The organism is Bacillus sp. CGMCC 1.16541 (assembly GCF_003184905.1).
Lineage (GTDB): Bacteria > Bacillota > Bacilli > Bacillales > Bacillaceae_H > Priestia.
The window spans coordinates 17,123-43,378 of record NZ_QFRU01000009.1; the positions used below are offsets into that span (position 1 = coordinate 17,123).

The following is a 26,256-nucleotide window of genomic DNA, read 5'->3' on the forward strand; positions in this document are numbered from 1 at the left end:
GACACCCTCTTTTGTTATGTCGAGAAAAAATTCAGAAACATTACAAAGTAATGGCAATCTATGTGTGAACTTGTAATCGAACTAGAATCTTCCTGTAATTGCTGTGAAATGTGGACATGTTATGATTCTATCATCGAGTAAATAAGGAGGTATTCTTTATGAAGAAATTTATATTTACTCTAGGAACGACAGCTTTACTATCTAGCAGCTTTGCTATGGGAGCGTCGGCACATGAAACGTATCAAGTTCAAACAGGTGATACGTTATGGGGAATCGCTCAAAATCACAATGTGAGCGTTGATCAATTGAAAGAAAACAATCAACTTTCAAATGATATCATCTTCCCAAGCCAGGAACTAAATGTTTCAAATATAAAAGAAGTTACACATACAGTTAAACCTGGTGATACATTATGGGCAATTGCTTCTCACTATGGCGTAACAGTCCCAGAAATCATGAACTGGAACACAATGTCATCTGATGCAATTTATCCTGGTGACAACTTAACATTACAAGTGAATGCTGCAACAGCAGAGCAACAACCTGTGCAACCAGTAGCACAACAACCTGTAAAAGAGGCTCCGCAGCCTGAACCACAACCACAAGCAGCTCAACCAAGTGAGCCTGTAGAACAAGAGCCACAGGAATCACAGGAGGAGCAACAAGGTGTAGTGGTCAAAAATGAAATGACAGTTACAGCAACAGCTTATACAGCAGATTGTGAAGGTTGTAGCGGTACAACAGCAACAGGTGTTGACTTAAAAGCAAACCCTAATGAAAAAGTGATTGCAGTTGATCCAAATGTCATTCCACTAGGTTCAAAAGTATATGTAGATGGATATGGATATGCAACAGCTGCAGATACAGGTGGAGCGATTAAAGGAAACAAAATTGATGTATTTATTCCATCTGAACAAGAAGCAATAGAGTGGGGTAGTAAACAAGTAAATGTAAAAATCATTGAGTAAATCAATGAATGAGCAAGTCGCTCCGTCACTATTCGCGTGGCGGAGCTTTTTTCGTGTGATGAATGGTTAATAAAGCTTGATTAAATGTAATATTTGACTATATGAAATATTCGTACTATTATAACGATAACTCACATGGAGAGGAACGTGCACAGTGTATGCAACAGTGGATTAAAGAGATTGCTAGGGGAAAAAGAGGCTCGAATGATTTAACGTATGAACAAGCGAAACAAGCAGCAGAAGAAATTGCAACAGGAAAAGCGACCGATGCACAAGTAGCTGCCTTTTTCATTGCTCAACGTTTAAAGACAGAAATGCCTGAAGAATTACTTGCTTTTGTTCACGTATTTAGTGACTTAACAAAAAAATTGACGTTAACGGAAGAAATAAAAACACGTACTATTGACTTTGCAAGTCCATATGCTGGACGCAACTCATTCTTTGCTACAATTCCTGTATCACTACTACTTGCTGAAAGAGGGATTCCGGCCTTTTTACATTGCAGTGATGCATTGCCTCCAAAATACGGGGTAACCATCGCAGATGTTTTAAACGAGTTATCCGTACACACTGTTAAGGATTCACAAGCGATTGCGGATGATATAACACAGGAGAGAATTGGATTTGCCAATGTCGAACAATTTTCTCCACCACTCTCAACAGTCAAACACATTCGACATGAAATCGGCGTTCGTACATTTCTCAATACAGCAGAAAAACTATTGAATATATCTGGTGCATCATCAATTATGATGGGAGCATTCCATCGTACGGCTATTAATAAGATTGCGCCTATTTTTAAAGATTTATCATACGACAACGTTTATATTGTTCAAGGAATTGAAGGGTCAGAAGACGTTCCTGTTCACCGAAATAGCTTTGTGTACAAAATCACAAATGGAGAAATGGAGTCATTTATCGTCAGTCCAAAAGAATATGGGGTATATGTTGAAGAAGAACGATTTAATAAGAAGATACCTGTACAAAAACAAGCTCAAATGATTGAAGCACTTTTAACTGGAGAGAATTATGAAGAATTAACGTATGCGTATAACCAAGTCGTTTTTAATGCAGGGCTGCGTTATTATTTATTTGGTTACGATGACAGCATAGAGGCTGGAATGAATTATGCAAAAGAGCAACTCAAAACAAAAGTAGGTTATGAAAAGTTGCTTCAATGGCGAAACCGACGTAATTAGAAGATAGATCAGTGTAGAAACAAAACAATAGACATGGTTCCAAATACCTATTATAATGGAAAAGTATCAATATTTTTATGCTACTTAAATCAACAACATTGTGGCCTATTTGCAGGCAAGTCAGTGATTATAATCACTGGCTCTTTTTTTATCCTTATAAATCTCTTCATATTTACCTTTTTGCTCGTATCGCTCTCAACTGACCTATTGATTTCACAGGTTAACAAAGCTTACATGAACAAAGACATGACTGTTCCTCATTTTTCACTTATTCACATGTATAAAACTTCCTATATGAACCAAAATAGTAACAACAATAATGTAAGGTATACATAAGTAATTTGTACGTTAACGACTTGAAATCAATCACTACATGACGATGAGTAATAATACGTTCATAGGTGAAAGCATTATCGTATATAAACCGTTAGTTTCATTCAAGTACTTATGTTTGTGAGGGATTTTATGCTTATCACTTTTAGAGAAGATCTCAAAAAGAAAGACATCGATTGTTTTATGAATACAATATGTAAAAAAGAACATTTACCTCAGCCAATTAACATAAACTACCCATGCCGTATAAGGGATAGGATCATCCATTGAATCGAACAGAAAAGTTACTATGGAGTATCGCTTTACCAGGGTTTGGTCAATTACTTAATCAGAAATACATAAAAGGAATTGTGTTTATTGGCTTAGAGTTCTTAATTAATGTTCAAGCTAACTTTAATGAAGCGATTCGGTTTAGTTTTTTAGGAGAGACACAACAAGCGGCACTTATTACAAATTATCAATGGCTTATGTTCTACCCTTGTCTCTACTTTTTTGCATTGTGGGATGCATTTAAAGATGCAGAACCAAATGTTCCACGGTATTCTTTTTTACCGTTTGTTAGTTGTGCTTATATTGTAACAGTGGGACTTATGTACTCAACGAAAGTTGTGATTGGATCGGTTTTTTTTGGTCCAGTCTGGTTTCCCATCTTATCTGTTGTACCAGGTCTTTTGATTGGCTTCTTATTACAAAAAATACTAGTGAAAATACAATAAAACGAGGGTGGTGTGTCAACCAGCCTCGTTTTATTGTTTCCAAAGGCGCATCGATATGTAAATATGTACTAAATAAATAAAGCTTGCGATATAGTTAGGTATAAGAAGGACATGCATAAACACATTGAAACTAGAGGTTCACATATTGTCGTTTTATAATAAACCTTACTTAGTAACATAAAAGGGGGAGAACATGTCTATCTCAAATAATATTTATCGTTTTTTTATTTTATGGTACATATGTGGTGTAGTCTTGCTTACATTTGATTTACTACCATCTTGGCTAGAATGGGCAAATGCCGTCTTTTTATACGCGAGTGGAACACTTGCCTTCATTTACTTGATAAAAGCGTATAATGTTTTAACAGCTACGCTTTTATCGCTTTTTGTTATTTCAGCTACAATCTTTGCAGAATGGCTTGGGGTAACATACGGCTTTTTATTCGGTTCGTATCATTATGAAAAAGATTTTGGTGCTCAAATTATGGGGGTACCTTTAACGATAGGTTTTGCATGGCTAATGGTCGTTGTGACTAGCCGTGTTTTAACCCTTCAAGTGATGAAAAATCGACACGTGCATAAATGGGTAAAGCCGTTTGTCTACGCAACCATTACCTCTCTTTTTGCAGTCGTCATGGACTTAGCCATTGATCCAGTTGCATATGTTGTTAAGCAATACTGGATATGGGAAGCTCAAAGTATTTATTATAATATTCCGTTTTCCAATTTTGTTGGGTGGTTTGCGCTCTCATTTTTTATTCAATTTTTTGTTTACTTTATTCTTAATCAACAAAAAGCGAAGGATATACTGATTTGGGAAAAGCGAATGGCAGTTTTATATGTGTTAGTTGTGGTCATGTTTCTAATCATTGCGCTAACATCTAAATTATGGCTTTGTTTTGTTGTCACGACATGTTCCCTCATTGTCCTATTAGTACTCTATTGGAAAGGGAAGCAGAAATGATTTATCCGAAGAAAAGTGAACGGTTTGAACAATTGTTTCACCCTTTTGTAGCACATCAATTAAAAAAACACTTTTATAAAATCTACTTATATGAAGAAGCAAACATTCAACAACATCGTCCGACCATTTTTATTGTCAATCACTCAAGTTGGTGGGACGGGCTTGTTTGTTATTATTTAAATAGAGTCAAGCTAAAGCATGATAGTTATGCGATGATGTCTGAACAAGGGGTGAAGGATTTCTCGTTCTTTCAAAAAATCGGTGCTTTTTCAGTCAATCCATCTTCACCTAAACACGTGATTCAGTCGTTGCGATATGCTAAGAAGTTAGTCAATGAACAGAAAAGTGTCTGGATTTTTCCACAAGGAAAGGAAGAACATCTAGAGAAAAGGCCATTACAGTTTTCAAAAGGAGTTTCTTACGTTATTGACGAAGTTGAAGATGTCACGGTTGTGCCTATAACGTTTTATTATACGTTTCGACACGATCAGCGACCTGAATTGTTTATTACAATTGGAAAGCCCGTCCATTCTTCGACCTTTTTATCAGATTCTCGTGATAAAATAACGCAAAAGTTGGAAACAATGGTGACAAAACAATTAGATGCATCTCGTGAGAAATTAATAAAGGAAGAAGTGACATCATTCTCCATTTTGTTAGAAGGTTACAAAACGGTTAGTGAGTGGCTCACGTGGTGGAAAGCGAAGGTGAAAAGATGAGTGTGTATATCACAATTTTTCTCATGTTATTTTTAGGTACGATTATTAACATTACGTTGCTTCCAACATTGAAAAAGAAAGCAAAAAAAGAACGAGAATCCTATCCGCTTATTTCTGTTTTGATTCCAATGCGTAACGAAGAAAGAAATGTAAAGCGAGTCATGCAAGCAATAAAGTCTCTTACGTACCCGAACATAGAGTGTATTATTTTAGATGATCAATCCACAGATAGAACGAGAGACTACTTAGAGGAAGAAATGAGAGGTCATCAACCGTTTAAAGTGATTGATGGTAAACCACTCCCAACAGGTTGGGTTGGTAAAGTTCATGCCTGTCACCAATTATCTACGCATGCAAAGGGAGATTATTTATTATTTATCGACGCAGATGTATCGTTGAAACATGATACGCTTGAACAAGCGCTAGCATTAAGTGAAAAGCGGAAGAGCTCCCTTCTTACAGGATTTTCGCGCTTCCCTGTTAAGCATTTCTTAGAATCGCTTATTGTACCTATGCAGCATGTTGTGGTGTTTAGTTATTTGCCAGTCATTCTCGCTAACTATACAAACTATCCATCGGCGACAGCGGCACATGGTGCATTTATGTTTTTTAAGCGAGAAGATTATGATCAAGTTGGTGGTCATCAAGTTGTTCAGTCTTCGTTAATTGAAGATGTACATATTGCACAAGAATTTAAAAGACAAGGATTGAAAGTCGTACTTGCAAACATCACTTCTCACGTTTCTTGTTTTATGTATGAATCAGATGAAGAAGTGTGGAATGGGTTTGCTAAAAACATCTATACAGGGTTAGGCCGTTCCGTTCCTTCGTTGCTTGCACTGTCATTGTTTTTTATCATGTACTATATTTTCCCTGTTCCGTTGTTTATTTACGGCCTTGTAGCAGGTAATGGGTTTGCTTTGGTCCCGCTTGCTCTTGTCATTGCTCAACGACTAATCATTGATGTAGCTGCGAGACAGAAGTGGTATCTCTGTGTGACGATGCCGCTCGCTGCACTTGCTTTAATCGTGCTCATGCAACATTCGATGTGGAAAGGTGTGCAAAAAATCGGATACGAATGGAAAGGGAGGCATTATCAATGAAAAAAGTAGTCATTGTTGGAGCAGGACTGGGTGGACTTGCAGCCGGTATTGTTCTCGCGAAATCAGGGTTTCATGTGACCATTTTCGAACAAAATGACCATGTGGGTGGAAAGATGATGCCTGTTCAACTAGGTGACTATCCATTCGACTTCGGGCCTAATACCATTACCATGCCAGCTGTGTTTCGCCGTGTGTTTGAAGAAGCAGGAGAGAAGTTAGAGGATTACTTAGACCTTATCAAACTAGAACACCATACAAACAATTATTACATGGATGGTTCCTCTTTTGCGATGACGACAAATCATGATGAGATGATGAAACAATTTGAAGTGTTAGATCCACATGCAGAAGTTAGTTACTCTGACTATTTAGAAGAAGTAAAGTTTTTGTATGAAACAGCCGAACAGCATTTCTTTTATCGTACGTTTTCTTCTTGGACAGACTATACAAATCTTTCTTTATTGAAAGCTCTTCTTCAAGTTCGACCATTCGAAACAATGGATCGGTTTCATCGTCGCTATTTTGAAAATGAGAACATTCGGAATGCATTTAACCGTTATGCAACATATATTGGTTCTTCTCCATATGTATCTCCCGCAACATTTGCACTCATTGGTCATCTTGAAATGACAGATGGAGTTTATTATGTAAAAGGGGGAAATACAAAGATTGCTGCTGCATTTGCACAAGTATTCAACAAGTTAGGTGGTACTCTTCATACGAATTGTAAAGTAAAAGAGGTTATCGTTAAGGATAAACACGTTCAGGGGATTAAGATTGAAGGAAATGAAAAAGTGGAAGCTGATATTGTTATAGTCAATGGCGATTTACTAAAAGCGTACCCTGCATTAGTAAGCGAAGAGAATCGTCCACACTTTTCAAATCAAAAGATACAATCGTACGAGCCATCCATTTCAGCATATGTTATCATGGCCGGTTTGAAAGAAAGGAACAGCAATTTTATTCATCATCAAGTGTATTTTGCACAAGATTACAAGAAAGAGTTTGATGAGCTCTTTATAAAAAAACAGTTACCGACTGATCCGACTATTTATATTTGTAATTCATCTTACACAGATCGTGACATTTCACCAGGTGATAATTTGTTTATGTTAGTGAATGCACCAGCCGTTACTCCTGGACAAGAACGAGATAATGAAGGATACAAAGAAGTCATTTATGATAAATTGAAGCGGTTTGGTGTGGATATCTCGTCTCAACTCGCGGTAGAAAAAGTCGTAACACCTAATGAAATTGAACGAAAGTTTGGTTCGTACCGTGGAGCACTTTACGGAATTAGTTCAAACAAAAAGATGGATAGCTTTTTACGACCGAGTAACGTGGCAAAAGATGTGGGACATTTGTATTTTGCAGGAGGTACCACACATCCAGGTGGTGGATCTCCAATGGTTACCATTAGTGGGTTGAATGTTGCCAGGTTACTAAAAGAGCGCTATTCCGACGAATAAAAAGATTGAGAAAGTAGTCATTTGTCTAGTAGATATAGTAAAATATAGATATAGAAGGTAAGAATGCAAATGTGCTTGCTCCTCTACATACTAAATGAAAAGGTGATCGTATTTTTCTATGATTTGGTTTACAGTATTAATCGTGACTATTTGTATCATTCGCCCGTATATTGAAAGCATCTCTGTTCGACGCATTGCATCGGAGAGGAAAAAGGTAAGCTATTATAAAGAACAGTCTTTTTTTTATGCCCTTATTTTGCTCTTTTTTGTTTTGCTTCTTTTTTACTTTCATCTATCATTCGCTTCCTTTGGATGGAATCCGGTTTACCTTCAAACGATTCTAGATTCAAATGCGTATCCAGCCATAGTGGAATACTTATTGTTGTTTAGCTTTGCAGGTTTCCTGTTTATTTCATTTATGATTAGTTGGATGAACGATCACGGGGAGCGGATTTTTTTAGAGCAAGAGCTTCCACTATCTGTTGAGGCAACTGTCCCGAATACTTCGAGAGAGCGTTCATGGTGGTTTGTCTATAGTGGTGTTTCAGGGGTTGTTGAAAGTATAGTCTATTTCCCGGCTTTCTATTATTTTTTTCAAACGCTCCTTTTTATTGAAAACACGTGGCTTCTTGCAGTTGTGATGGGCTTTGCTTACTTTATGTCACAACTTGCTTTTCAACGTGATCGTCTTAGCTTCCAAACGTTGTTAGTAGGAACAGGTCTTGCTGCTTTATACATAATGACGAATTCAATTGTACTCATTTTATTCTTTTATGCATTAAGCTTTTTAGTCTATGATGTGTACCAAGATGATTTGAATTATCTTGAATCCAAAAGTACTCTTTCTAAGAGAGTCAATAGACGTTCTCAGTAAGCAAAAAGGATGTGTCAGCTTAAATTGACACATCCTTTTTTGCTTATAAAGGTAAATCTCTTTTGCTAAACAACTGTAGTATGACAAACAAAGTGATAAATAACTAAATAACGTAATATCTCGTAAATGTTAGGTAGACCTCGTAAAAATACCTTGATAAATCAGTATTTATAGGAGATCATTACTCGTAATAGAAGTTCAGTAGCAGAAAGCGCAAAATGATAAAAATTGACGGTTTCGATAGGTTCGACATCGAATGCTGTCTTTTTAAATTTGCAGGTTAAAATATGTTTAAATCATTGATATATTGCGTTTAAATGCGTTTAAAAGATGATTTTTTTGTCTATAATGATTAATTTAATTGGTCAACTAATCATTGGTCAATTGAACAACTGGTTTACCAATAGTTAAAACACTGAAATATCAAGGGCTTTGAAGAAATTGTTGTTGAATATTCTTCTTTATAGCGCAACTAGATTTTTATACAACTTATTGTATGTTTATTCTAACTGAAATTTTGAACATATAAACACTCTGCTGCTTCTGGAGAAATCCAATCCAGGACTTTTCCGAGAATCCTCACATCACAATCATTATTATACACCATAGGCTCTATATCGTCGTTTTCAGATACTAAGACGGCCACGCCAGTTTCTAATCTAAATCGCTTAATGGTTACATGATTATCAACCATAACAAGTGCTATTTCGTTGTTATCAACATATTCTTGTTGCCTCACGATCACGAAACCTCCATCTTTGATGCCAGCCTTAATCATTGAATTCCCCTTTACCCTGACCGAAAAACAATTGCTATATTTTTCAGGGACCTCTAAATATCCTTCAACAAAACGAATTACTTCTATAGGAACTCCAGCTGCGGCAGCTCCTAATACTGGTATTTTGGTAGCTGTGACCTCTCTGATCTCTTTGACCTCACTTGCGACAGACTCATTTTCTTTTCTTTTAGTGTTAAGCTTGTATATCCTTTCGCTCTTTTGGTGGCCTCTGTCATTAACATTTTGAGATTTTCTCATAATAGCGAAGTTAACATACTCGCTCAAAAAAATTTTTTCATCGTTTGACAGTTCTTTTTCCAATTGAGCGATATCGTAATCGGTGTTTAAAAACTTCATCTTTCCTCTATGCTCTGTCCCTTTTAGTAACCAATCTGTTGTTACTTCGAAAAAGTCAGAAGCGGTTACTACAAAATCGGAGCGAGGAGTAGTCTTTTCATTCTCCCAGTCACTAATTCTACTAGATTTAGTACCTATTTTTCGACCTAATTCATCCATCGACAAACCATACTTTTGCCTTAGTTCACGCAATCTTTTACCAAAACTCAACATATTCACTCCCTTTCTGTAGTAAATTTCAACAAAATACTCCGTTTTTGGAAAATTGTTGTTGAAATTACTCCGAATATGGAGTAATATGAAATCAACAACAAAGGAAACTACTTCCATAAAACGATAAAAAAATAAAAACACGAACCTTAATTATAGCATTTTCGACACAAAAACGACAAAAAGAAAGAAGGTGTTAAACGATGGCTAGTAATTTAGAAACCACAACTAGACAAATGATTGGTAACAAAATTAAAGTTCACTTCGGACGTTCGAAAAAAGTCGAACGTGTATTAAGAGAGGATCAGCAAGGGTTGTACATACGTTACGATAACCAACGCGTTTCTGTTAGAGCAGAAAACAAAGAATCGAACGTTATTGTGTATGTCGTAATCCAGCAGCAGGAACAAATACAAGAATGCGCCGACGTCGCTGCAAATGAAGTTAATAAAAGTGAACGCAAAGTGATACCAGAATTTAAGTTTTACCAAAAGCAGTTTAGAAAAAGAGTTCAAAAAATTAAGAATCAACAATTAAATAACAAACACGACTTTAGTTACAACTATCCAGTGACGGTAACGCAAGAATTTGAGAAGCCACCATAATTCGGGAAAATCACCTCCATATTGTTCTATTTATTCGACAAAATGATGTAAAAACCTTTCCTGAAAGGTGGTGTCGGTTTTTGGTTGAAATAACCGCAGTCGAAAAAGAAAAAATTGTCGAGCTCGCCGTTGCATCAGGAGCTTCTGATATAAACATCCATAAGTTTACTAATCGTTCTGGATATATGGTTGCAATAACGATGAATGATACAAGAAAATTCATAGAACTAATTGAGGCTATTCAAGAAAATGGTTTATCAGACAAAGAGATTGAATTCATTAGAGTTATTCCTGGGGAGGAGTAAATATGAAGAATGGGAAACGACCAACCAAAAAGCAGAAGCAGCAGATCGAAGCTGCGGGGCTAAATTCGAGCGATTGGTTAATTGTTAAAAACCTCGAACAAGAATTACATCTTGTGCATCGCTCGAAAATGGAGGTTATAACAATTTCGATTTAATAGAGAGGTGATCAACTTGGCCCGTAAGCAGAAAATAACGCCTTTTGGGTGGGAAGTGAAAAAGCGTTTAGCTGAATTGCAAATGACTCAGACTGAATTTTGTGAACAAGAAGGAATTCCCGCCAATCGTTTTTCTGAGCTTATCTCTGGAACAAACCAAGAAGCTAGGTACATGAAAAAATACAGAATAATTGTAGCTGAAAAACTAGGAATAGAGATTAGAGAAGTTTCTTAAAAAATAGCGCAACTAAAAAATAAAAAAGCCCCACTTTTTAGTGGAGGCAAAATAAAAATCATTTAGTACATGATACTTCAAAATTCGAGTATCTGTAAATAGCAATTAATCCATCCATCGCAGAAAAGGAGGGTAGAGATGGAAAGTGTAATTCTGCTAAGTACAAAAGAAGTTGCGGAGCTGCTTGGAATAACGAAACAAGCGGTGTCTAAAAAGATTAACAACGGTGAATTAACCGCGATGGTTGATAACGCAAAAAAAAGAGGCGGTAGAGCTGGGAAACAGTTTTTAATCCCCCTCTCCTCTCTACCACCGAAAGCACAAAAGAAATATTTAGCTCAACAGCGAAAACCATCAGATATAAAAGAAGAAATTGAAGCAAAGCCTTTCGAGGAATTTACCGAAAGCGAACGTGAACAAATCGCCTTCTGGAGAAAATGCCTGGATGATTGGCAGAAGTTCCGTTCCCAGGGTGGTAAAAAAACCGAACGAGATATTCAGTTCGTCGAGCTCTGGAATATTCAGCAGCCCGATCATGAACTTTCCATTCCTACATTATATAGAAAGTACAAGATGTGGCAGGAAAAAGGAGATATCGCTCTAGTGGACAAGCGCGGCGGTTGGAATCGAGGTCAATCAGAAATACCTGAAATAGCCTGGGCGATTTTCGAACAACTTTATCTGCACGAAGGCAGGCCAAGCATAAGATATGTTTACAAATTGGTCAGTACATGGGCGAAACACGAAATGCCTCAACTGCTACCTTTGCCTAGTTATGAAACATTCCAGAGAAATGTAAAGAGCATCCCTCTTCCAGTCATTCGCCTTTTCAGATTCGGCGAGAAAGATTATGAGGACAAGGCAGCTCCTTACATATTGAGAAAATATGAAGAGTTAGCATCGAATGAAATATGGGTTGCAGATAACCACGAAATCGACGTAATTGTCGAGCGTAAGAACGGTTCGCAATATCGTCCGTGGATCACTGCTTACCAGGATGTCAGATCGAGGAAAATTGTCGGGAAATTCGTATCCGAAAAACCGACATCAGATACTAACCTATATGCGCTGCGTGATGGAATTTTAAGATATGGAATCCCAAGCATTGTCTACACGGATAACGGAATGGACTTCCTTGTCACTGATATTGCTGGGCGCGGTCGCAGAAAAACTCGCAAAAAAGCTGAAGGCGAGCATCAACCTCCTCCAATTTTCGAACGTTTGGGAATCGAAATGTGGAATGCAAAGGTTAAAAATGCTCGCGCTAAGATTGTGGAACGTGCCTTCCTTGACTTTAAGAATGAATTTTCGCGTATATGTAGCACGTTCACTGGTGGAAATATCACCGAGAGACCTGAAAGCCTTAAATACACGCTGAAAGATGGAAAACTCGTGATGCCTGAAGACGAATTCAAGGACCTCTTCAACAAATACATTGAAGGATGGTTCAATCACCAAGAGCATTCTGGCCAGGGCATGAAAGGTAAGTCTCCTAATCAAGTATATGCAGAAAATCTTGTTGTTAAACGCACCGCAACAGAAGAAGACTTGAATTTAATGTTAATGCGTTCGTCCAGAATGCTGAAGGTTGGTCGAATGGGCGTGGCTCTTACTATGTACGGAGAGAAATTCTTCTACGCTCACGATGACCTCATCGCTAAATATCAAGGGCAATCCGTTTATATTCGCTTCGACCCTGAAAACATGGGACAAGTTCGAGTCTACGACCAGGAGGATAGATACATACTAACAGCCGTCAACCGAGAAGCCCTATCTTACAATGCGACGAAAGACGACTTGAAGAAATTCGCTAGTGAAGCCAAGCGACTTAAAAAGCTCACGAAAGAACGTGGCGAAGCAGCTGAACAATTATTGTTACAAAAAGGCGTTAAAGCGCCAACTGCTCTCGATATCATGCAAATGGAAGCTGAATACAACATAGCGAACCAAGAAGAAGCTGAAGCAAAAGTTATTGAGCCTGTTCGCGCAAATGAAAAACCTATTGAAACAGTGTTGCCGAGAGCTTCTGGTGACGACGAAGCATCAGTTGTTGACTTGAATCGCATGATCAATAACCTAAAACGATTTAAACAAGGAGGAAATTCGGATGAGTGAACAATTGCACGAAAACCAATTACGTCAAGCACTGAAAGAACATATCGAAACGTCAGAGCAATCTCAAAGCTCTATTGCAAAGGCAATCGGCATTTCTGCCCCTGCCCTATCTCAATTCATGAACAGCACTTATGCAACGCCTCATAAGTTGCTACCAAAAATCGAAGCTTATCTATCGGTCCATAAAAAACGTCAGATTGCGCCTAAAAAGCCCGACTTTGTACCAACAAGTATTTCGACAACTGTGATTAACGTCATCACTTATTGTCATATCCAAGGAACAATCGGAGTCATTTATGGCGATGCAGGGGTCGGCAAAACACAAGGAGCGAGAGAATACTGCCGAAACCAACCTGAAGCTTTGTTTATCACGATTTCTCCAGCTTATTCAGGTCCGAAAGGCGTAAGTGAATTAATAGCTGAGGAGCTGCGCGTTCCTGAAGCGCGTTCCATCCGTCGTATGCATCGAGATATCGTGAAAAAACTTGAGGGTTCAGGTCGAGTAATTATTATCGATGAAGCCCAACATCTTACCCATAGAGCACTTGAGCATCTTCGTTCAATCAGCGACGAGAGTGGAGTTGGATTGGTGTTAATCGGTAATCAGGAAGTTTATACGAAAATGCTTGGTCGTGGAGAGGCAGCGTTCGCGCAGCTCTTCTCCAGAATGGCAATGAAAGAGAATGTACTGACAAACAACATTAAACAAGCAGACATGGATCTTCTATTCCCTCTTCTATCCAAAGAAGAAAAGCAATTCCTGCTCAGAATCGCCAGGAGCCGTTGGGGAATCCGAGGAGCTGTCAACGTGTTTGTGAATAGTGCGAGTAACCAGGACACGACAGTCACTGGACTTGCAAGTGTTGCAAAATACATGGGAATCGGCGCGTAAGGCGCTATTTGAATGCCCTTCAACAGCCGTTTAACGAACTTTCGAACGCTGTTAAACGGCCTAACACATTTGAAGGAGGAAAAGGTATGGCTCGCTGGAGCATTGATGCTGAAGTTTACAGAGACTTAAAGCGCGCAGGGTTAACGGACCAACAAATATGTGATAGATATCGGATTCTTCCTGAAACCTTGCGAACTTATAAATACAAATGGCAACGACAAGAAGAGGAATCCAAGGAACGGCAATTTTTCTTAATCGAGATGAGAAAAGCAGCTGGCTTTGACTTAGAAACTATGGCCGAAAATTTAGGAGTTAAGCGAAAGTATTTGGATGTCCTGGAGAACGAGCCAAGAGGGGTAACGATTCAGGACAAACAATGGGAAAAGTTAGAAACTACTATTCGAGTAATGGTAAAGAGTGAGATTCGCAGAAAACGAGACCGAGAGACTCTTATCATACCTGATAGTTTTTAAATTTCATAGATTGCGTAGAAACCAAAACAAAAAGATAGATTAGGAGGTCCATAGAAATGGCAGCGAAAAAACGCGGTCGGAAGCCGAAAACGAAAACAAAAAGACAGCTAATGAAAGAACTTGGTCTCCTTCCAGAAAAAGAAAATAAACCGAGAGTGAATCGTAGAAAGCTAGTTTTAGAGCTTCAAGAACACAGCAATAATCAACCTTTAAAATATTCTGCTATTCAGGATTTTTACAATGTAAAAAGTTATGTGCTTGGCAGATTGGCAGCGAAAGCAAAAGGTGAGCGATTCCTGGAACGCTCTATTACAGATGAAGAGCTTGGGATGGTCAAAGTCATTTTGGCTATGTACAACCTACATTACATCCAAGAACTACATAAAGAAAACACAACATACGGACACGTTTTCGAAGCTCTGGAAGCAGCATTTGATAATTGCAAATTGCTAGAAAAGGAGAGTGTTTCATGAGAAAGAGATTGCATCTATATCATTGTGAATCTTGCAAGCTAGATTTTGGAGTTTCAGAAGATTTTGAAGATCAAAGTGTCATAGATTGCCCTTCGTGCAAATCCGACAACAATCTTGTCGATTATCAGCAAGTCGTTTCTTATCGAATTTTGAAAACAACAGAAGTTGACAACATTTTCCGACTATTTGAAGAGAGCTTTGGCCGCCTTCTCTCTCCTATCGAAATGCAAATGATCGGGCAATGGCAAGAAGAAGGCTTCGACCCTGCACTAATAAAGCAAGCTCTTCGAGAAGCAGTCCTTCGAGAAGTAAAAAACCTCAAATATATTGACCGCATCCTCTTCAATTGGAGAGAAAAAGGAATTGATACGGTGGATAAAGCAAAAGAGCACAGCCGAGAACATCACAGACATAGAAATTATAGTCGAAATACAAGTACGCCAGAACGCGAGACAACCACTCGCGCAGTCCCTTTCTATAACTGGCTCGAATCTTAATAAAACGGAGGAGAAATTCATGTTAAACAATCTCGAAAAAGTTAAATCAACCATTTCGAAAGCTGTTGTTCTTGACCCAAAAATTGAAGCGATTCAAAAAGCTCGTGCTGATCTGTTTATGGCTTACCACGATTTCGAAAATGCTGAAGGAGATTATGTGGACGTTGCAATCCATAAGTTAATCGCTGCTGAACATCAATACGGGCTTACTCTTGCGGAACATACTGAGGTTATCCAGGACGGAATATTTGATGCGGATAATAACATTGTATGTCGTGGGATTCTTCGAAAAATAACGGTCGGGAAAGTTTTGGAGCTTCACGAAAAAGAAACTGACAGCGTTTTTCTTGACGTGGCGATCTGAGGAGGAAACGTGATGCAAGTCCAATATATTCATGTTGATATCGACCAAAATCCAAGGCCTTATATTGTTACAAATAACAACGGAACGACAACAGAAGTCGAGGGTATTCAAGTCAAATGGGGAAACGTTGAGTTTTTCGCAATGTTATGTCGTGACGAAGAAACAAAAATGTATTTCTGGCGCATGTGTGATGCACAGTATGGAACCTTCTTCAATCAGTCGCCATTAGGAACTGAAGAAGAAATGGATAGGATTCTGGAACCGTTCGTCATGACATCTCTTATCAAAATATTGAAAGTCGTCCATTTTAACGAGGAAAAGTATTACGAATTCGCTAGTAAGATGCATCAAAAAACAACTGGCGGCAAACTCCATTAATCATTTGCACAGATGGTATGACCCGTTTCATACCATCGATGGAGGTGATTAATAAAAAAGAAATCTTCCCTTACTACATAGCTGGGGAATTTGGGTGGTGAGACTATGGCTCAAACTCGCTACGTTGTTTGTCACGGATCAGCAACTCGTGATGGAGAAAAGCTTAGCGTAATCACCATTTATGAACCAGGAGTACCAAAACAACAAATCAAGGAAGATTTACCATACACCAAGAATTGAGGACTTCTATCTTTGAGAGATAAAGGTTCAGAGTGGCTGAAGCCTATGAAAGCGAGGTGAAAATCTATGATACTCGCAATTATCAATTCTTTTCTTTTGTTGTACATCTCTTTCCTTCTTTATCAGCTGAACAAAATTGTTAAGAATGCCAAGAAAACAGAAAATGAATTTTTGTCCATTGTGAAACGACATAAAGAAGTTCATTTATTTTGGGTTGATAGGTACAAAAATCTGTTTGAACTTTTTTCTTGTGCTCATGTAGAAGCAGCTGCAACAGAAAGGGAATGGAAAAAGGAACTCAATACTTGGCGTGAACGTCGAGTTCTCCTTGAGAAAGCGATGAAATCGCCTAATTTGAGAAAGAAGAAAATTCGAGGAAAACGTAAAAAGGCTAAACAGCAATTAAGGAGGGAAATATTTTGAAGCCTCATGAACAAATTGAACTTGAACTTTACAAGGACCAATTAAAGAAGGATGAACGAATCCTATTCGCCGCTTATCCATTTGTCGCAAAGATGACGAAATCCTATTACGATCAGCTGATTGAAAGTGGGTTTAATCCAGAACAAGCCCTTCGTATCGTTTGCGCCCACGGCTATACAGCTGGATTCAATAGTGGTGGAAATAACAAGTAGAAAGCGAGGTGTTCTCGTGAAAAAGAAAATTGTTTTTGCTTCAGCTTTAGGGCTATTGTTGCTAACTGGATGCCAGGAATCAACTATCCAATATCAAGGTGAAAGAATGCCTGTTTCGGAAGTTGAAGAAATCATTGCAGATCAACTTGAAGTCGAAAATCCTGACATGGATTTAGAGGTTAGTATTTTTGAAGAATCAGATGATTAAGGATGTTGAAAAATGAGTGTCCATGAAAAGAACATGATTAAATTGTTTGAACGCATGAGATATCGTCATGATTTATTTACGGTTTTCTCGGATTTTATCGAAATGACCGCAATTGCGATTTCTAATTCAGTGGACATCTGGCAGCGAAACAAACGTGAGAAGCGTTATTTAGATATCACAAAGCGTTATACGAAGGAAGAGGTGGAGCTCTTCCCTCAACTGCTGGTCGAGCTCACGGATGCGTTAGAGAAAAAGCCGTCAGATGTCCTAGGTAATATTTTCATGCAATTAGAGTTATTTAGCAATTGGAAAGGGCAATTTTTTACTCCTATGTCGGTATGCGAGTTAATGGCCGAGCTAATAATTGTTGACCGTATGAAAGAAATCGAAGAGCGAGGCTATTTTACCATCAACGAGCCTGCTGTAGGTGGTGGTGCAACTATTATCGGTATGGCTAATGTTCTCCAGAAGAGAAAAATCAATTATCAAAGGGTCATGAGAGTAACTGCTCAAGACATTGATATCAAATCTGTTCATATGTGTTACATCCAATTGAGTCTGTTAGGCATCGATGCAGTTGTAATGAGAGGAGATACTCTCGCAATGAAGTTTGATGAGACCTGGAAGACACCAGCTCATATCTTTGGATGGACACAAAATCATATCAGGAAGGAAGATGAACGTGGCGAAAAAAGTGTCAATGTTATCTAATTACGAAGAGGTCCAACAAGCTCTTCGGGAAATCGGAGAAATTGATTTAAAAATCGAAGCTGAAGAAGCTGAGATGACAAAGCGAGTCAATGAAATTAAAGAAAAGGCACAAACAACCGTCGCTCCCCTAGTAGAGCGCCGCAAGGTTCTTGAAGAGCATATTGAATTATTCGCTGAAGCTCGCAAGAAGGACGACTTTTCAGAGAAGAAATCAATGGACCTGATATTTGGCGAAATTGGCTTTCGTTCTACTGGAGGAGGCATTCGTGTAAAAAGTGTTAAATCCACCGTCGAGGCTCTCCTATCCCTTGGTGAAAATTACCGTCATTTATTAATCACGGAGCATAAGCCGAACAAGGAAGCGTTGGAAGGTGTGACTGACGACTTCCTAAAGAAAATCGGATGCACACGTCCGAAGAAAACGGATAAATTCTGGTATAACATTCACCGTGAAAGAATCGCTGAAGAAACAAATTAAGGAGGTTTAATGTAATGACAAAAGCAACTACTCCTCGTTCAGGTGGTCGGGCGAGAGAATTAATCGATTTACCGCAGGAAGCGAAAACTGAAACAGCTCCTTCGCTTCAGACTGGCACAGAAATTAATATTAACAAAAATGCAACAGCTTATGAGGTTGATCGCCTGCTTGACGGAATGAAAGCCTTTGTAAATTGCTTTTCTGAAAATCAAGGATTCGTGCTTACTCTTAGTTTGAAGGAAGCAACTGCTGACGATACTGCTGAAGGTAAGTAAATGCATGAATGATGTCGGCGTCTTTGCTAACCCTTGTGCAATATGCAGAAAAAGGAAAGCGACCAGGCTTTGTGATTATATTGTAGTATACGACCGCAACCCTATCTTTTTTCGGGATTATGAAATGTTTAAAGAATCTTTAGAACATGGACATGACGAAACGTGCGATTTACCTTTGTGCGAATAATGTAGTCATGAAATGAACAAAGCTGACCTTTGCCCTCATCATTATTCTTTGCAGAAACAAGCGAGACTCCCAGAACATTTAGAAAAAATCAGGATGAGAAAAAAGGCTAAAATGATAGCTGACTACTATCAGAATAAGGAGGGAAAGCAGTGATTCAAGACAGAAGTAATTGGGTTACAAAAGAACAGCTAGATACTCCTTTGCGCGACATATTCCAAGGCGTTAAAACAAATGGGACTGCTAGAATTTATGTCGCTAGTTGCGAGGTTATCCTCGGAATAGAGCCATCTAATTTAGAAGCAATGAGCTACGAAGAAATGAATAAATATATCGATTCACTAGATCGTCGAATGGCAGCGTTAGCCAATGGATAGACATTAATTTTAAAGGAGCGTGAGGGTGATGGGTGTTACCAAAGCTCAACTAAAAAAAATATGGGCGACTGCAAAGGAGCTCGGATTGGATGAAGAAAGTCTTCGTGATGTGGTGGAGCAAGTATCGAAATCACGCTCCATCTCCTCTCTTTCCATCGACCAGGCTAACAAGGTAATAGACAGAATTGCTAATATGACGGTAGCTGGAATGGCAACAAAAAAGCAAATATGGCTGATTGGAAAACTCGAAGAGGAACTCGGATGGGAGGATAATCCGAAGCGACTTCAAGCCTTTATGAAAAAATATGCTGGTGTCGATCGTATCGAGTGGCTTACCAGCGCAAAGGCTTGGCGAATCATTGAATCTTTGAAAAAGGTCAAAGAACGAAACCTCAAATCATCGTAATGTTTGGATGTGATGGAAGTTTGAAAGTAATATCTATTATGCAGCCTTGGGCTAGTCTTATAGCCCTTGGTGAAAAGAAATTTGAAACGCGGTCCTGGAGAACGAATTATCGTGGGGAACTAGCAATTCACGCAAGCAAGAAAATAGATCGCACTGCATGCAAAATGACTCCGATTGTTCAAACCTTAAATAAGCATAGCATCGTCCTTCTTAACGACCTACCAACTGGAATGATAATCGCTACATGTAATCTGGAAGGATGCTACGAAGTGATGACAGAAGACGGTGAATCAGCGATACTGGAAGGTTGGAATAAATTCGTTTTCGATAATGAATATAATTTCGGAGATTTCAGCGAAGGAAGATTCGCTTGGGAGCTATCGAATATAAGAACACTTAATAAACCAATCCAAGCTAAAGGTCAGCTTGGATTGTGGAATTTTAAAGAGGGGTTGATTATGAATGAGTGAAACTCCAATTACCATCTACTTCTCAAAAGAAACGGATGCTCATCGTAAGCCTCCATCTCCTTCTCCGTGGCGATTGCGTAAAACTCAATCAATCGTTGGTTGCGATCGCTGCCGTTGTAGAATCACTTTTGGTAAAGTGAACGGAGAGAAATTCGACCAATACTACCAGAAAGGAACTGGAAAGCGTTTGTGTCCAGATTGCTATACAGAGATAATCGGGGTGTTTGAAGATGGAGAAATGGATGGAACAACTAAAGATTGAAGACTTACCTGAAGTCTATCAATCTCTCGCTGAGAGTTTAGGAGTCGAGGGTGTCATCAAGCTTTCTGAAACGTTCGGCGGTGCGTATATGTATATCCCTAAACCTGACAAACTACTTCAAATCGCACGGAATGCCGCAATAATGGATCGTTACAGAAAAGGTAAATCTATACGCAGCATTGCCAGAGAGTTCAAATTAACAGATGTTCGAATCCGAGCGATAATCGCTGAGGAAACAATGAATGAAAATCAAATCAGCATTTTTGATATTGAGGATGAGGACCAATCGTAAAGCGCCTTCTTGTGAGGGCGCTTTTTTTTAATAGGAAATCTTTTTATAGAAACCCCTTGTATTGAATGTAAAATTTCAACAATTATTTATTCTTATATTACTTCGAAAAACCTAAGCTTTTGTTAGAAATATTTTCTAGCAAGAGCTTATTTTATTTTCTTGGCATAAAGGTGGTGGAAAACTTGGCTTGGGAACATGCCTTTAACATCATCATCTCGTTGATGATTGGTATCATTGCTTTCTACATGAAAGCAGAGAGAAGTCGAACAAATGAAGAAATTAACAGAAACGCTGAACATGTCACAAAGTTAGATGATCGTATAGATGAACTCGAACGAAGCTTACCGTTTACCTATGTAACACGAGAGGATTATATTCGCCAGCTGGCGCAAATCGATAACAAGCTTGACAAAATTTATTCATCACTCGAAAGGGGGCGTAAAGATTGAGCGATGTATTACAGACCGTCAAAAACAAGAAAACAAGAGGATATATTCTTCGCATATTAAAGCTATCTTACCCGCAAGCTGTTGGAACAAATATTTTAGATGTATGCCTTATTGATGCAGGACTAGGAACGACAAGCGGAAAGCTAATCGGCCACCTTAAATACTTGGAGGATAAAGGATATGTCCGAGTAAAAGATGTGGAACTATCAAAAGTAGCGAAGTCCATGCATTTAGTCGAGCTGACGTCAGCAGGCATTGACATTTTAGAAGGAACAGTTGTTGACCCAGGGGTGAATGTAGATGACTAAAGCTGGTCGCCCTCGCAAGCATCGGAAACACTTCAAAGTCGAACAATTGAAATGCAGGGCGATGGTCGATCGGATGTTATCAGACGGTTATACCTACGAGGATATCGTTGCAGCTGTGCAAGCGAAAGGCGAAAGCATCACGGCAGCATCTCTCTCTCGTTATCACGGTTCTTTTGAAAGAATAGCTGAACGGATTACAAAAACACGAGAGCAGATGAAAGTGCTTGTAGAAGCCGTGAGAGACAAGCCTAACACAGACCTTGCTCAAGTAGCTAACGAGCTCATGATGCAAAGTTTAATTGAGCGCATTTCTACTGCTCAAGATGAGTTCAGCGAAATCCCTCTGGATAAAGTCGGTAGGTTAGTCGCCAGCCTTGAAAGGTCGGCCACTGCTCGCGAAAAACTCAAGTATGAGTATGACAAAGGTATTACAGCTGCCAGTGAAGCGTTTAAGCAACGAATGCAGGAAGAATTGAAGAATCATCCTGACTTGTTGTTAAGAATGCTCGAAGTCGCTGAAGAGGTACAAACACAGCTATTAGAAGAGAAGAAGTAAACTCCGTTTAAATGGCATTTGAAGGAGGTGAAAACCATGAGTGAACAAACGAATACATGCGCTGTTATTGGATTGGCAGAAGTCGATATCGAGCAATTAGTAAATGAGTTCGGCTACGATGCTGATCGATAATACGAAGCAGGAGTCGAATTCGATGGTGCTGTCATGCTTGAACTATTCAAAGAGGGCGAAATCGTCAAACGGAAATCCGAGGATCACGGCTATCGCTTAGATGTAATAGACGATTACGAAAACTCTATCCCTGCTGCCGCAATGATTGATTCCAATGGGAACACAATCGGGATGAGTGGCTTTACAGTGGAACAGTTGCTTGCTACTGATTGGCAGATTATGCGGATTGGGAATTAACTGCTGCTTGTGCTTTTTGGTTGTTTAACATGTATTTCTCCCTAATATAGCTGGTCTCGTATGGTTGGCGAGACCGCCTTTTATGCGAGGAAGGTATTAGATCGGTTCGACTCCGATCCCTCGCTCCAAATTATCACAAAAGCCGACATCGACAGCAAACGGTGAACTTCACCAAAAATTTACAAGAAGTCGAACGGCAAAGATTCATTGTTCCTTGACAATGTTCGCACGTCGAATAAGGGCGTTTTATCTCGAACCGACCGAGAGCGACACGGATCGCGTGGCATGGCTGATGCTGCAAGATGCCGTCATATTGGGCCGAAAAATGTAAGGACTACTCGCGGGAGCTCTACTTCCTTCTCCTTCTCGGTAAAATGGCTTTTTTCTACAGCTGAAACAAATGAAGTAGCTGCATTATTTGAGATAAGGGAGTATCTATCGGATGCCACCGATGCGAGGCTTGCCACGATCCGCATATGCTATATGCGAGGAGCGAGTATGGGAGACGAACACCTGAAGTCCTGGGAGAACTTGTTTAAATAATGTTTTTAAATAGATGCCTCCTCCCTCTTTTTTTGGGAGGAGATTTTACACGGATTAAGGTTTATGGCGGTTCGATTCCGTCAATCTGTGCCAAATACAATCATAAGGAGGTGGGTTGTGTTATGAGAGAATCTTCTCTTCTATCCGAGCTGGTCGGCAGTAAGAATGAGCAAGTCGTAGAAGAATGGGAGTACGCTTTATGGGACAAATACGCAATTGATCATCCTGACTTAATCGAACTTAAAAGCAAACGCCCTTTTACTGGATCGACTGGATTAAGAAAACTTCTTGGCGAAAGAAGCATGGAATATTTTGCAAGAGCGTATTTCCCAGAGTACATCCCTACCGCCCCACCTTCCTTTCACCAGGAATGGTTTATTGACCTGAAGAAAGTCGTCGAGAAAAATGGCGGTAGCTCAATGGTAAGAGCTGCTCCACGTGGACATGCAAAGACAACTATCTGGGACTTTGTATTTCCTCTCTGGGTGACGGTGTACAAGAAAAAGTTTTATATCCTCATTATTTCGGATGCTTATGACCAAGCCCAAGGCTTTATTAGTAACATAAAAGACGAGATTGAGGACAACGAAAGAGTTGTTTCAGATTTCGGGAAATTAAAAGGAGACCGTTGGCAAGAGGGTAGTATTGTTTGCTCTAATGGTGTAAAAATCGAAGCCCTCGGTGCAGGAATGAAAGTCCGTGGCCGTAAAAATAAGAGCCGCCGACCTGACCTTATCATCCTCGATGACGTTGAGAATGATGAAAATGCAGCAACAACAGAACAACGAAAAAAAATAAAAAACTGGTATAAAAAAGCCGTTAGGCACGCTGGTGCAAGATACACCGATTTCGTTTTCGTTGGAACGGTTATCCATGAAGACTCCCTTCTAGGCGAACTGCTAAAGAGTCCTGGTTACGATAGTAAAAGATATCAGGCTGTTGTTTCGTTTGCTGAAAGAGAGGACTTGTGGGCTGAATGGAAAGATATTTTCACCGATATGGACAACCAGAACAGAGAGACAGATGCCCGCGCTTTTTTTGAAAAGAATTCAAAAGAAATGCTTAAAGGAGCAAAGGTTCTGTGGGAAGAAAACAACCCTAAGTTTCCAGATGGATATTATAGCTTGATGGTAACTCGTGTAACAGATGGCGAATCGGCGTTTGCATCAGAGTTGCAAAATGACCCAAGAAGCTCCGAAGAACAATTCTTTAAACCTAAGTATTATCAATACGGCGAACTACCTCCACTCTCTCAGTTAGAACTTGTAATGTCTGTCGATCCATCGATGGGACAATCGGACAAATCCGACTTCTCGGCTATTATCGCCCTGGCTACTCATCGCAGGACGGGTCAAATGTATGTGCTTGAAGCAGACATTAAACGCCGTAAACCTGACTTGATTATTGAGGCGATGTTCGACATTGCTATTAAATTTATGCGGCAAGGGCTAAAACCGAAAGTGATCGGAATAGAAGATGTTCAATTCCAAGCTTTCTTTAAACAAGAGGTTGAAAAACGAGCGAGAGCAAGAAGATTGCATTTGAATATCCGACCGATTCGCAACACTGTTTCGAAGGATATGCGTATCGAATCGATGGAGCCTAGTGTAAACAACGGTTACATACTCCTCCACCCTTCTCAAACGCTGCTTATCGAGCAATTAGAAGGATATCCGAGAGCGAAGAAAGACGGACCAGATGCTTTGGAAATGACAACACGCCTAGCGACTGGTGCTGGCATGGGTGTTGGCTCTTTCGATAGAGTCTTTTAAAGGAGGTTTAACCGGTGTTCAAATGGCTTAAAAACGTGATTGCAAGTTTCAAAGGAGGAGATGTGATGGACGAGCGTACAAAACGCTTGCAAAAAGACGATTGGAAGTTGTTAAGAAAAATCATTTCCGATCACCAAAAAAAGCTCAAAGAAATCGAAGCAGCTCAGTCCATCTTTGACGGAGAATACGAACTTTTGAAACGTCAACCGAAACGACCAGATGACCCAAATCATAAAATCATCATCAATTTTTCTAAGTTAATCATTCGTATGAAAGCTAATTATATGTTCGGTAAGCCTGTCACTTATGACATTCCTCAAATTGAAGGCATCGACCAGCAATTAATAAAGGAATTTAATGAGGAATTCACAATGGTACTTGAGGACAATGACGATCATGCGGTAGATTATTTGAATACAAAAAGAGGGCTGATTGCAGGAGCTGCGGTGGTCCTCTTTTATTTTGATGATTTAGGCGACATCAAATATCGCTCCTATACAGTTAATGAGTGCATCCCTATTGTCGATGCAAGGGGCGAATTGAGGCAGGTCATTCATGTATTTACAGATGAAGAAGACAAGAGTTGCATTGAAATTTATGATAGCCAAGCCGTCACTTATCTGGTTAAAGACGGCGACAAAATATTGTTCGATTCTCGCAAAGATGTGAATCCAGCAGAACATTATTTACCGATTGTTCCTGCTGCTATCTATGTGAATGGGGAATATGCAAAACCAAAATACGACCCGATTCCTGTTGGACCTTCTGAATTAGATCGTGACATCAGAACGATTTTAGAAAATTACAGCCAACTGATTAGCGATAATTCCAATCGACTTGAAATATTCTGCGACCCTTACCTTTTGTTCTTGGGAGCAAAGCCAAACAAAGATGAAGTTCTTGGTATGAGAAAAGCCAGGGCGATCTATTCAGAAAACCCTGATTCAAAAGTAAGTTATCTAACATGGGAGCAGAGCAATGATTCGATTGAATTTCAAGCGACAACTTTGCTTGATAGGTTATTCGAAATAACGGATACACCAAAAATCTACAAACAAGAAGCAATCAGCAATTTGTCATCTGTGGCAATTCGACAACTTTATACTCCTCTTGATAACAACGTCAATGAAAAAGAAATCTATGTTAATCAGTACGAGCGCCGCAAAATCATGGTCCTGACATTTATGCTTAACGCTAAAAGATTGCTTTCTCAAGGGAAAAATCCGATTGAACATTATCAAACTGAAACAAATCTTTTTAATTGGAGATGGGTTTACTGGGAGAATCATCGAAGCTTACCTCAAAACGAAAAAGACCTTGTGGACTTGTTAATGAGCTCAAAAGGAACGTTGAGCGACTTCACAATCCTAAAACATCATCCGCTTGTTGAAAACGTACATGAGGAAGTGAAGTTAATTCGACAAGAAGCGATCAATGCTCCAAAAGTCGATTTAACCAATATCGACGATTATCTACAAAATCAAGATGACAAAATTCAAAGTAGGTCTTTTGAAGATGACGTCGAATAGAGGTGATTGA

Annotated in this window: 38 protein-coding genes; 37 read left to right on the forward strand and 1 reads right to left on the reverse strand. The window is 39.2% G+C overall.

All coding sequences use genetic code 11. The annotated features are described in order from the left end of the window. Positions 1-158 precede the first annotated feature (158 nt). From DIS06_RS10480 to DIS06_RS10515, 8 genes are all read left to right on the forward strand, one after another. Positions 159-968, forward strand: a complete 810-nt coding sequence (locus DIS06_RS10480; protein WP_110113221.1) for a 3D domain-containing protein — start codon at positions 159-161, stop codon at positions 966-968. Positions 969-1,126: 158 nt separating this feature from the next. Beyond that, entirely contained in the window at positions 1,127-2,167 is a 1,041-nt protein-coding gene (locus DIS06_RS10485; protein ID WP_110113222.1) for an anthranilate phosphoribosyltransferase, read from the forward strand. A 599-nt stretch (positions 2,168-2,766) separates the two neighbouring features. Continuing rightward, entirely contained in the window at positions 2,767-3,216 is a 450-nt protein-coding gene (locus tag DIS06_RS10490) for a hypothetical protein (protein WP_110113223.1), read from the forward strand. 193 nt (positions 3,217-3,409) lie between these two features. Beyond that, positions 3,410-4,180, forward strand: coding sequence for a carotenoid biosynthesis protein (locus DIS06_RS10495; protein WP_110113224.1), 771 nt, complete (start codon positions 3,410-3,412; stop codon positions 4,178-4,180). Then, positions 4,177-4,899 carry a lysophospholipid acyltransferase family protein gene (locus DIS06_RS10500; protein ID WP_110113225.1) on the forward strand — a complete coding sequence of 241 codons (723 nt, stop codon included), beginning with the start codon at positions 4,177-4,179 and terminating at the stop codon, positions 4,897-4,899. The genes DIS06_RS10495 and DIS06_RS10500 overlap by 4 nt, the downstream gene beginning before the upstream one ends. Continuing rightward, the gene (locus DIS06_RS10505) at positions 4,896-6,002 is read left to right on the forward strand and encodes a glycosyltransferase family 2 protein (RefSeq protein ID WP_110113226.1); all 1,107 of its coding nucleotides are present in this window, start codon (positions 4,896-4,898) and stop codon (positions 6,000-6,002) included. Before DIS06_RS10500 ends, DIS06_RS10505 begins: the two co-directional genes overlap by 4 nt. Beyond that, positions 5,999-7,471, forward strand: a complete 1,473-nt coding sequence (locus tag DIS06_RS10510; RefSeq protein WP_110113227.1) for a phytoene desaturase family protein — start codon at positions 5,999-6,001, stop codon at positions 7,469-7,471. The genes DIS06_RS10505 and DIS06_RS10510 overlap by 4 nt, the downstream gene beginning before the upstream one ends. A 118-nt stretch (positions 7,472-7,589) precedes the next feature. Beyond that, the gene (locus DIS06_RS10515; protein ID WP_110113228.1) at positions 7,590-8,345 is read left to right on the forward strand and encodes a hypothetical protein; all 756 of its coding nucleotides are present in this window, start codon (positions 7,590-7,592) and stop codon (positions 8,343-8,345) included. Positions 8,346-8,850: 505 nt separating this feature from the next. Here DIS06_RS10515 and DIS06_RS10520 read toward each other — a convergent pair. Next, positions 8,851-9,690: a helix-turn-helix domain-containing protein gene (locus DIS06_RS10520; protein ID WP_162595947.1), complete on the reverse strand. Its 840-nt coding sequence runs from the start codon at positions 9,688-9,690 to the stop codon at positions 8,851-8,853. 203 nt (positions 9,691-9,893) lie between these two features. On the opposite strand from DIS06_RS10520, the gene DIS06_RS10525 reads away from it, so the two are divergent. The 29 genes from DIS06_RS10525 to DIS06_RS10655 all read left to right on the forward strand — a co-directional run bounded on the left by DIS06_RS10525 (position 9,894) and on the right by DIS06_RS10655 (position 26,246). Next, on the forward strand, positions 9,894-10,295 hold the full coding sequence (locus tag DIS06_RS10525; RefSeq protein WP_110113230.1) for a hypothetical protein: 402 nt from the start codon (positions 9,894-9,896) through the stop codon (positions 10,293-10,295). Between the two features lie 80 nt (positions 10,296-10,375). Continuing rightward, positions 10,376-10,600, forward strand: coding sequence for a hypothetical protein (locus DIS06_RS10530; RefSeq protein WP_110113231.1), 225 nt, complete (start codon positions 10,376-10,378; stop codon positions 10,598-10,600). 2 nt (positions 10,601-10,602) lie between these two features. Then, positions 10,603-10,755: a DUF6906 family protein gene (locus DIS06_RS20390; RefSeq protein ID WP_204166783.1), complete on the forward strand. Its 153-nt coding sequence runs from the start codon at positions 10,603-10,605 to the stop codon at positions 10,753-10,755. Positions 10,756-10,771: 16 nt separating this feature from the next. Beyond that, a complete protein-coding gene (locus DIS06_RS10535) occupies positions 10,772-10,990 on the forward strand; it encodes a hypothetical protein (protein ID WP_110113232.1) in 219 nt (72 codons plus the stop codon). Between the two features lie 138 nt (positions 10,991-11,128). After that, on the forward strand, positions 11,129-13,105 hold the full coding sequence (locus DIS06_RS10540) for a Mu transposase C-terminal domain-containing protein (RefSeq protein WP_110113233.1): 1,977 nt from the start codon (positions 11,129-11,131) through the stop codon (positions 13,103-13,105). Beyond that, positions 13,098-13,997, forward strand: coding sequence for an AAA family ATPase (locus DIS06_RS10545; protein WP_110113234.1), 900 nt, complete (start codon positions 13,098-13,100; stop codon positions 13,995-13,997). The genes DIS06_RS10540 and DIS06_RS10545 overlap by 8 nt, the downstream gene beginning before the upstream one ends. An 86-nt stretch (positions 13,998-14,083) precedes the next feature. Next, a complete protein-coding gene (locus DIS06_RS10550; protein WP_110113235.1) occupies positions 14,084-14,470 on the forward strand; it encodes a hypothetical protein in 387 nt (128 codons plus the stop codon). A gap of 56 nt (positions 14,471-14,526) precedes the next feature. After that, positions 14,527-14,943: a hypothetical protein gene (locus DIS06_RS10555; protein WP_110113236.1), complete on the forward strand. Its 417-nt coding sequence runs from the start codon at positions 14,527-14,529 to the stop codon at positions 14,941-14,943. After that, entirely contained in the window at positions 14,940-15,440 is a 501-nt protein-coding gene (locus DIS06_RS10560; protein WP_110113237.1) for a DnaD domain protein, read from the forward strand. Before DIS06_RS10555 ends, DIS06_RS10560 begins: the two co-directional genes overlap by 4 nt. A gap of 19 nt (positions 15,441-15,459) precedes the next feature. Continuing rightward, on the forward strand, positions 15,460-15,804 hold the full coding sequence (locus DIS06_RS10565) for a hypothetical protein (RefSeq protein WP_110113238.1): 345 nt from the start codon (positions 15,460-15,462) through the stop codon (positions 15,802-15,804). 12 nt (positions 15,805-15,816) lie between these two features. Then, entirely contained in the window at positions 15,817-16,182 is a 366-nt protein-coding gene (locus DIS06_RS10570; protein ID WP_110113239.1) for a hypothetical protein, read from the forward strand. 105 nt (positions 16,183-16,287) lie between these two features. Further along, on the forward strand, positions 16,288-16,422 hold the full coding sequence (locus DIS06_RS20745; RefSeq protein WP_275425427.1) for a hypothetical protein: 135 nt from the start codon (positions 16,288-16,290) through the stop codon (positions 16,420-16,422). A gap of 66 nt (positions 16,423-16,488) precedes the next feature. Further along, on the forward strand, positions 16,489-16,845 hold the full coding sequence (locus DIS06_RS10575) for a hypothetical protein (protein WP_110113240.1): 357 nt from the start codon (positions 16,489-16,491) through the stop codon (positions 16,843-16,845). Continuing rightward, positions 16,842-17,057, forward strand: a complete 216-nt coding sequence (locus DIS06_RS10580) for a hypothetical protein (protein WP_110113241.1) — start codon at positions 16,842-16,844, stop codon at positions 17,055-17,057. The genes DIS06_RS10575 and DIS06_RS10580 overlap by 4 nt, the downstream gene beginning before the upstream one ends. Next, entirely contained in the window at positions 17,041-17,265 is a 225-nt protein-coding gene (locus DIS06_RS10585) for a hypothetical protein (protein ID WP_162595948.1), read from the forward strand. Before DIS06_RS10580 ends, DIS06_RS10585 begins: the two co-directional genes overlap by 17 nt. 12 nt (positions 17,266-17,277) lie before the next feature. Continuing rightward, the gene (locus tag DIS06_RS10590; protein ID WP_110113243.1) at positions 17,278-17,976 is read left to right on the forward strand and encodes an N-6 DNA methylase; all 699 of its coding nucleotides are present in this window, start codon (positions 17,278-17,280) and stop codon (positions 17,974-17,976) included. Further along, positions 17,948-18,454: a host-nuclease inhibitor Gam family protein gene (locus DIS06_RS10595; protein WP_162595949.1), complete on the forward strand. Its 507-nt coding sequence runs from the start codon at positions 17,948-17,950 to the stop codon at positions 18,452-18,454. Before DIS06_RS10590 ends, DIS06_RS10595 begins: the two co-directional genes overlap by 29 nt. Before the next feature lie 14 nt (positions 18,455-18,468). Further along, a complete protein-coding gene (locus DIS06_RS10600; RefSeq protein ID WP_110113245.1) occupies positions 18,469-18,729 on the forward strand; it encodes a hypothetical protein in 261 nt (86 codons plus the stop codon). A 336-nt stretch (positions 18,730-19,065) separates the two neighbouring features. After that, positions 19,066-19,290: a hypothetical protein gene (locus DIS06_RS10605; RefSeq protein ID WP_110113246.1), complete on the forward strand. Its 225-nt coding sequence runs from the start codon at positions 19,066-19,068 to the stop codon at positions 19,288-19,290. A gap of 28 nt (positions 19,291-19,318) precedes the next feature. Then, positions 19,319-19,696: a phage protein GemA/Gp16 family protein gene (locus tag DIS06_RS10610; protein WP_110113247.1), complete on the forward strand. Its 378-nt coding sequence runs from the start codon at positions 19,319-19,321 to the stop codon at positions 19,694-19,696. 38 nt (positions 19,697-19,734) lie between these two features. Then, complete coding sequence (locus DIS06_RS10615) at positions 19,735-20,166, forward strand: ASCH domain-containing protein (RefSeq protein WP_343287501.1); 432 nt, start codon at positions 19,735-19,737, stop codon at positions 20,164-20,166. Beyond that, entirely contained in the window at positions 20,159-20,428 is a 270-nt protein-coding gene (locus DIS06_RS10620) for a hypothetical protein (RefSeq protein ID WP_110113249.1), read from the forward strand. The genes DIS06_RS10615 and DIS06_RS10620 overlap by 8 nt, the downstream gene beginning before the upstream one ends. Continuing rightward, on the forward strand, positions 20,397-20,720 hold the full coding sequence (locus DIS06_RS10625; RefSeq protein WP_110113250.1) for a Mor transcription activator family protein: 324 nt from the start codon (positions 20,397-20,399) through the stop codon (positions 20,718-20,720). The genes DIS06_RS10620 and DIS06_RS10625 overlap by 32 nt, the downstream gene beginning before the upstream one ends. A 182-nt stretch (positions 20,721-20,902) precedes the next feature. Next, positions 20,903-21,169 carry a hypothetical protein gene (locus DIS06_RS10630; RefSeq protein ID WP_110113251.1) on the forward strand — a complete coding sequence of 89 codons (267 nt, stop codon included), beginning with the start codon at positions 20,903-20,905 and terminating at the stop codon, positions 21,167-21,169. Further along, entirely contained in the window at positions 21,166-21,477 is a 312-nt protein-coding gene (locus tag DIS06_RS10635; RefSeq protein ID WP_110113252.1) for a hypothetical protein, read from the forward strand. Before DIS06_RS10630 ends, DIS06_RS10635 begins: the two co-directional genes overlap by 4 nt. Further along, positions 21,470-22,033 (forward strand): phage protein Gp27 family protein, encoded by a 564-nt coding sequence (locus tag DIS06_RS10640; RefSeq protein ID WP_110113253.1) that lies wholly within the window; start codon positions 21,470-21,472, stop codon positions 22,031-22,033. The genes DIS06_RS10635 and DIS06_RS10640 overlap by 8 nt, the downstream gene beginning before the upstream one ends. A gap of 165 nt (positions 22,034-22,198) precedes the next feature. Then, positions 22,199-22,402: a hypothetical protein gene (locus tag DIS06_RS10645; RefSeq protein ID WP_110113254.1), complete on the forward strand. Its 204-nt coding sequence runs from the start codon at positions 22,199-22,201 to the stop codon at positions 22,400-22,402. A 665-nt stretch (positions 22,403-23,067) separates the two neighbouring features. Then, positions 23,068-24,717 carry a phage terminase large subunit gene (gene terL, locus DIS06_RS10650; RefSeq protein ID WP_162595950.1) on the forward strand — a complete coding sequence of 550 codons (1,650 nt, stop codon included), beginning with the start codon at positions 23,068-23,070 and terminating at the stop codon, positions 24,715-24,717. A 14-nt stretch (positions 24,718-24,731) separates the two neighbouring features. Then, positions 24,732-26,246, forward strand: coding sequence for a phage portal protein (locus DIS06_RS10655; RefSeq protein WP_110113256.1), 1,515 nt, complete (start codon positions 24,732-24,734; stop codon positions 26,244-26,246). Positions 26,247-26,256 lie beyond the last annotated feature (10 nt).

Coding starts and splice junctions, on each gene's coding strand:
- DIS06_RS10480 (WP_110113221.1), top strand. CDS start 159: ATGAAGAAATTTATATTTACTCTAGGAACGACAGCTTTACTATCTAGC.
- DIS06_RS10485 (WP_110113222.1), top strand. CDS start 1,127: ATGCAACAGTGGATTAAAGAGATTGCTAGGGGAAAAAGAGGCTCGAAT.
- DIS06_RS10495 (WP_110113224.1), top strand. CDS start 3,410: ATGTCTATCTCAAATAATATTTATCGTTTTTTTATTTTATGGTACATA.
- DIS06_RS10500 (WP_110113225.1), top strand. CDS start 4,177: ATGATTTATCCGAAGAAAAGTGAACGGTTTGAACAATTGTTTCACCCT.
- DIS06_RS10505 (WP_110113226.1), top strand. CDS start 4,896: ATGAGTGTGTATATCACAATTTTTCTCATGTTATTTTTAGGTACGATT.
- DIS06_RS10510 (WP_110113227.1), top strand. CDS start 5,999: ATGAAAAAAGTAGTCATTGTTGGAGCAGGACTGGGTGGACTTGCAGCC.
- DIS06_RS10515 (WP_110113228.1), top strand. CDS start 7,590: ATGATTTGGTTTACAGTATTAATCGTGACTATTTGTATCATTCGCCCG.
- DIS06_RS10525 (WP_110113230.1), top strand. CDS start 9,894: ATGGCTAGTAATTTAGAAACCACAACTAGACAAATGATTGGTAACAAA.
- DIS06_RS20390 (WP_204166783.1), top strand. CDS start 10,603: ATGAAGAATGGGAAACGACCAACCAAAAAGCAGAAGCAGCAGATCGAA.
- DIS06_RS10540 (WP_110113233.1), top strand. CDS start 11,129: ATGGAAAGTGTAATTCTGCTAAGTACAAAAGAAGTTGCGGAGCTGCTT.
- DIS06_RS10545 (WP_110113234.1), top strand. CDS start 13,098: ATGAGTGAACAATTGCACGAAAACCAATTACGTCAAGCACTGAAAGAA.
- DIS06_RS10550 (WP_110113235.1), top strand. CDS start 14,084: ATGGCTCGCTGGAGCATTGATGCTGAAGTTTACAGAGACTTAAAGCGC.
- DIS06_RS10555 (WP_110113236.1), top strand. CDS start 14,527: ATGGCAGCGAAAAAACGCGGTCGGAAGCCGAAAACGAAAACAAAAAGA.
- DIS06_RS10560 (WP_110113237.1), top strand. CDS start 14,940: ATGAGAAAGAGATTGCATCTATATCATTGTGAATCTTGCAAGCTAGAT.
- DIS06_RS10565 (WP_110113238.1), top strand. CDS start 15,460: ATGTTAAACAATCTCGAAAAAGTTAAATCAACCATTTCGAAAGCTGTT.
- DIS06_RS10570 (WP_110113239.1), top strand. CDS start 15,817: ATGCAAGTCCAATATATTCATGTTGATATCGACCAAAATCCAAGGCCT.
- DIS06_RS20745 (WP_275425427.1), top strand. CDS start 16,288: ATGGCTCAAACTCGCTACGTTGTTTGTCACGGATCAGCAACTCGTGAT.
- DIS06_RS10575 (WP_110113240.1), top strand. CDS start 16,489: ATGATACTCGCAATTATCAATTCTTTTCTTTTGTTGTACATCTCTTTC.
- DIS06_RS10590 (WP_110113243.1), top strand. CDS start 17,278: ATGAGTGTCCATGAAAAGAACATGATTAAATTGTTTGAACGCATGAGA.
- DIS06_RS10600 (WP_110113245.1), top strand. CDS start 18,469: ATGACAAAAGCAACTACTCCTCGTTCAGGTGGTCGGGCGAGAGAATTA.
- DIS06_RS10610 (WP_110113247.1), top strand. CDS start 19,319: ATGGGTGTTACCAAAGCTCAACTAAAAAAAATATGGGCGACTGCAAAG.
- DIS06_RS10615 (WP_343287501.1), top strand. CDS start 19,735: ATGCAGCCTTGGGCTAGTCTTATAGCCCTTGGTGAAAAGAAATTTGAA.
- DIS06_RS10620 (WP_110113249.1), top strand. CDS start 20,159: ATGAGTGAAACTCCAATTACCATCTACTTCTCAAAAGAAACGGATGCT.
- DIS06_RS10625 (WP_110113250.1), top strand. CDS start 20,397: ATGGAGAAATGGATGGAACAACTAAAGATTGAAGACTTACCTGAAGTC.
- DIS06_RS10640 (WP_110113253.1), top strand. CDS start 21,470: ATGACTAAAGCTGGTCGCCCTCGCAAGCATCGGAAACACTTCAAAGTC.
- DIS06_RS10645 (WP_110113254.1), top strand. CDS start 22,199: ATGCTTGAACTATTCAAAGAGGGCGAAATCGTCAAACGGAAATCCGAG.
- terL (WP_162595950.1), top strand. CDS start 23,068: ATGAGAGAATCTTCTCTTCTATCCGAGCTGGTCGGCAGTAAGAATGAG.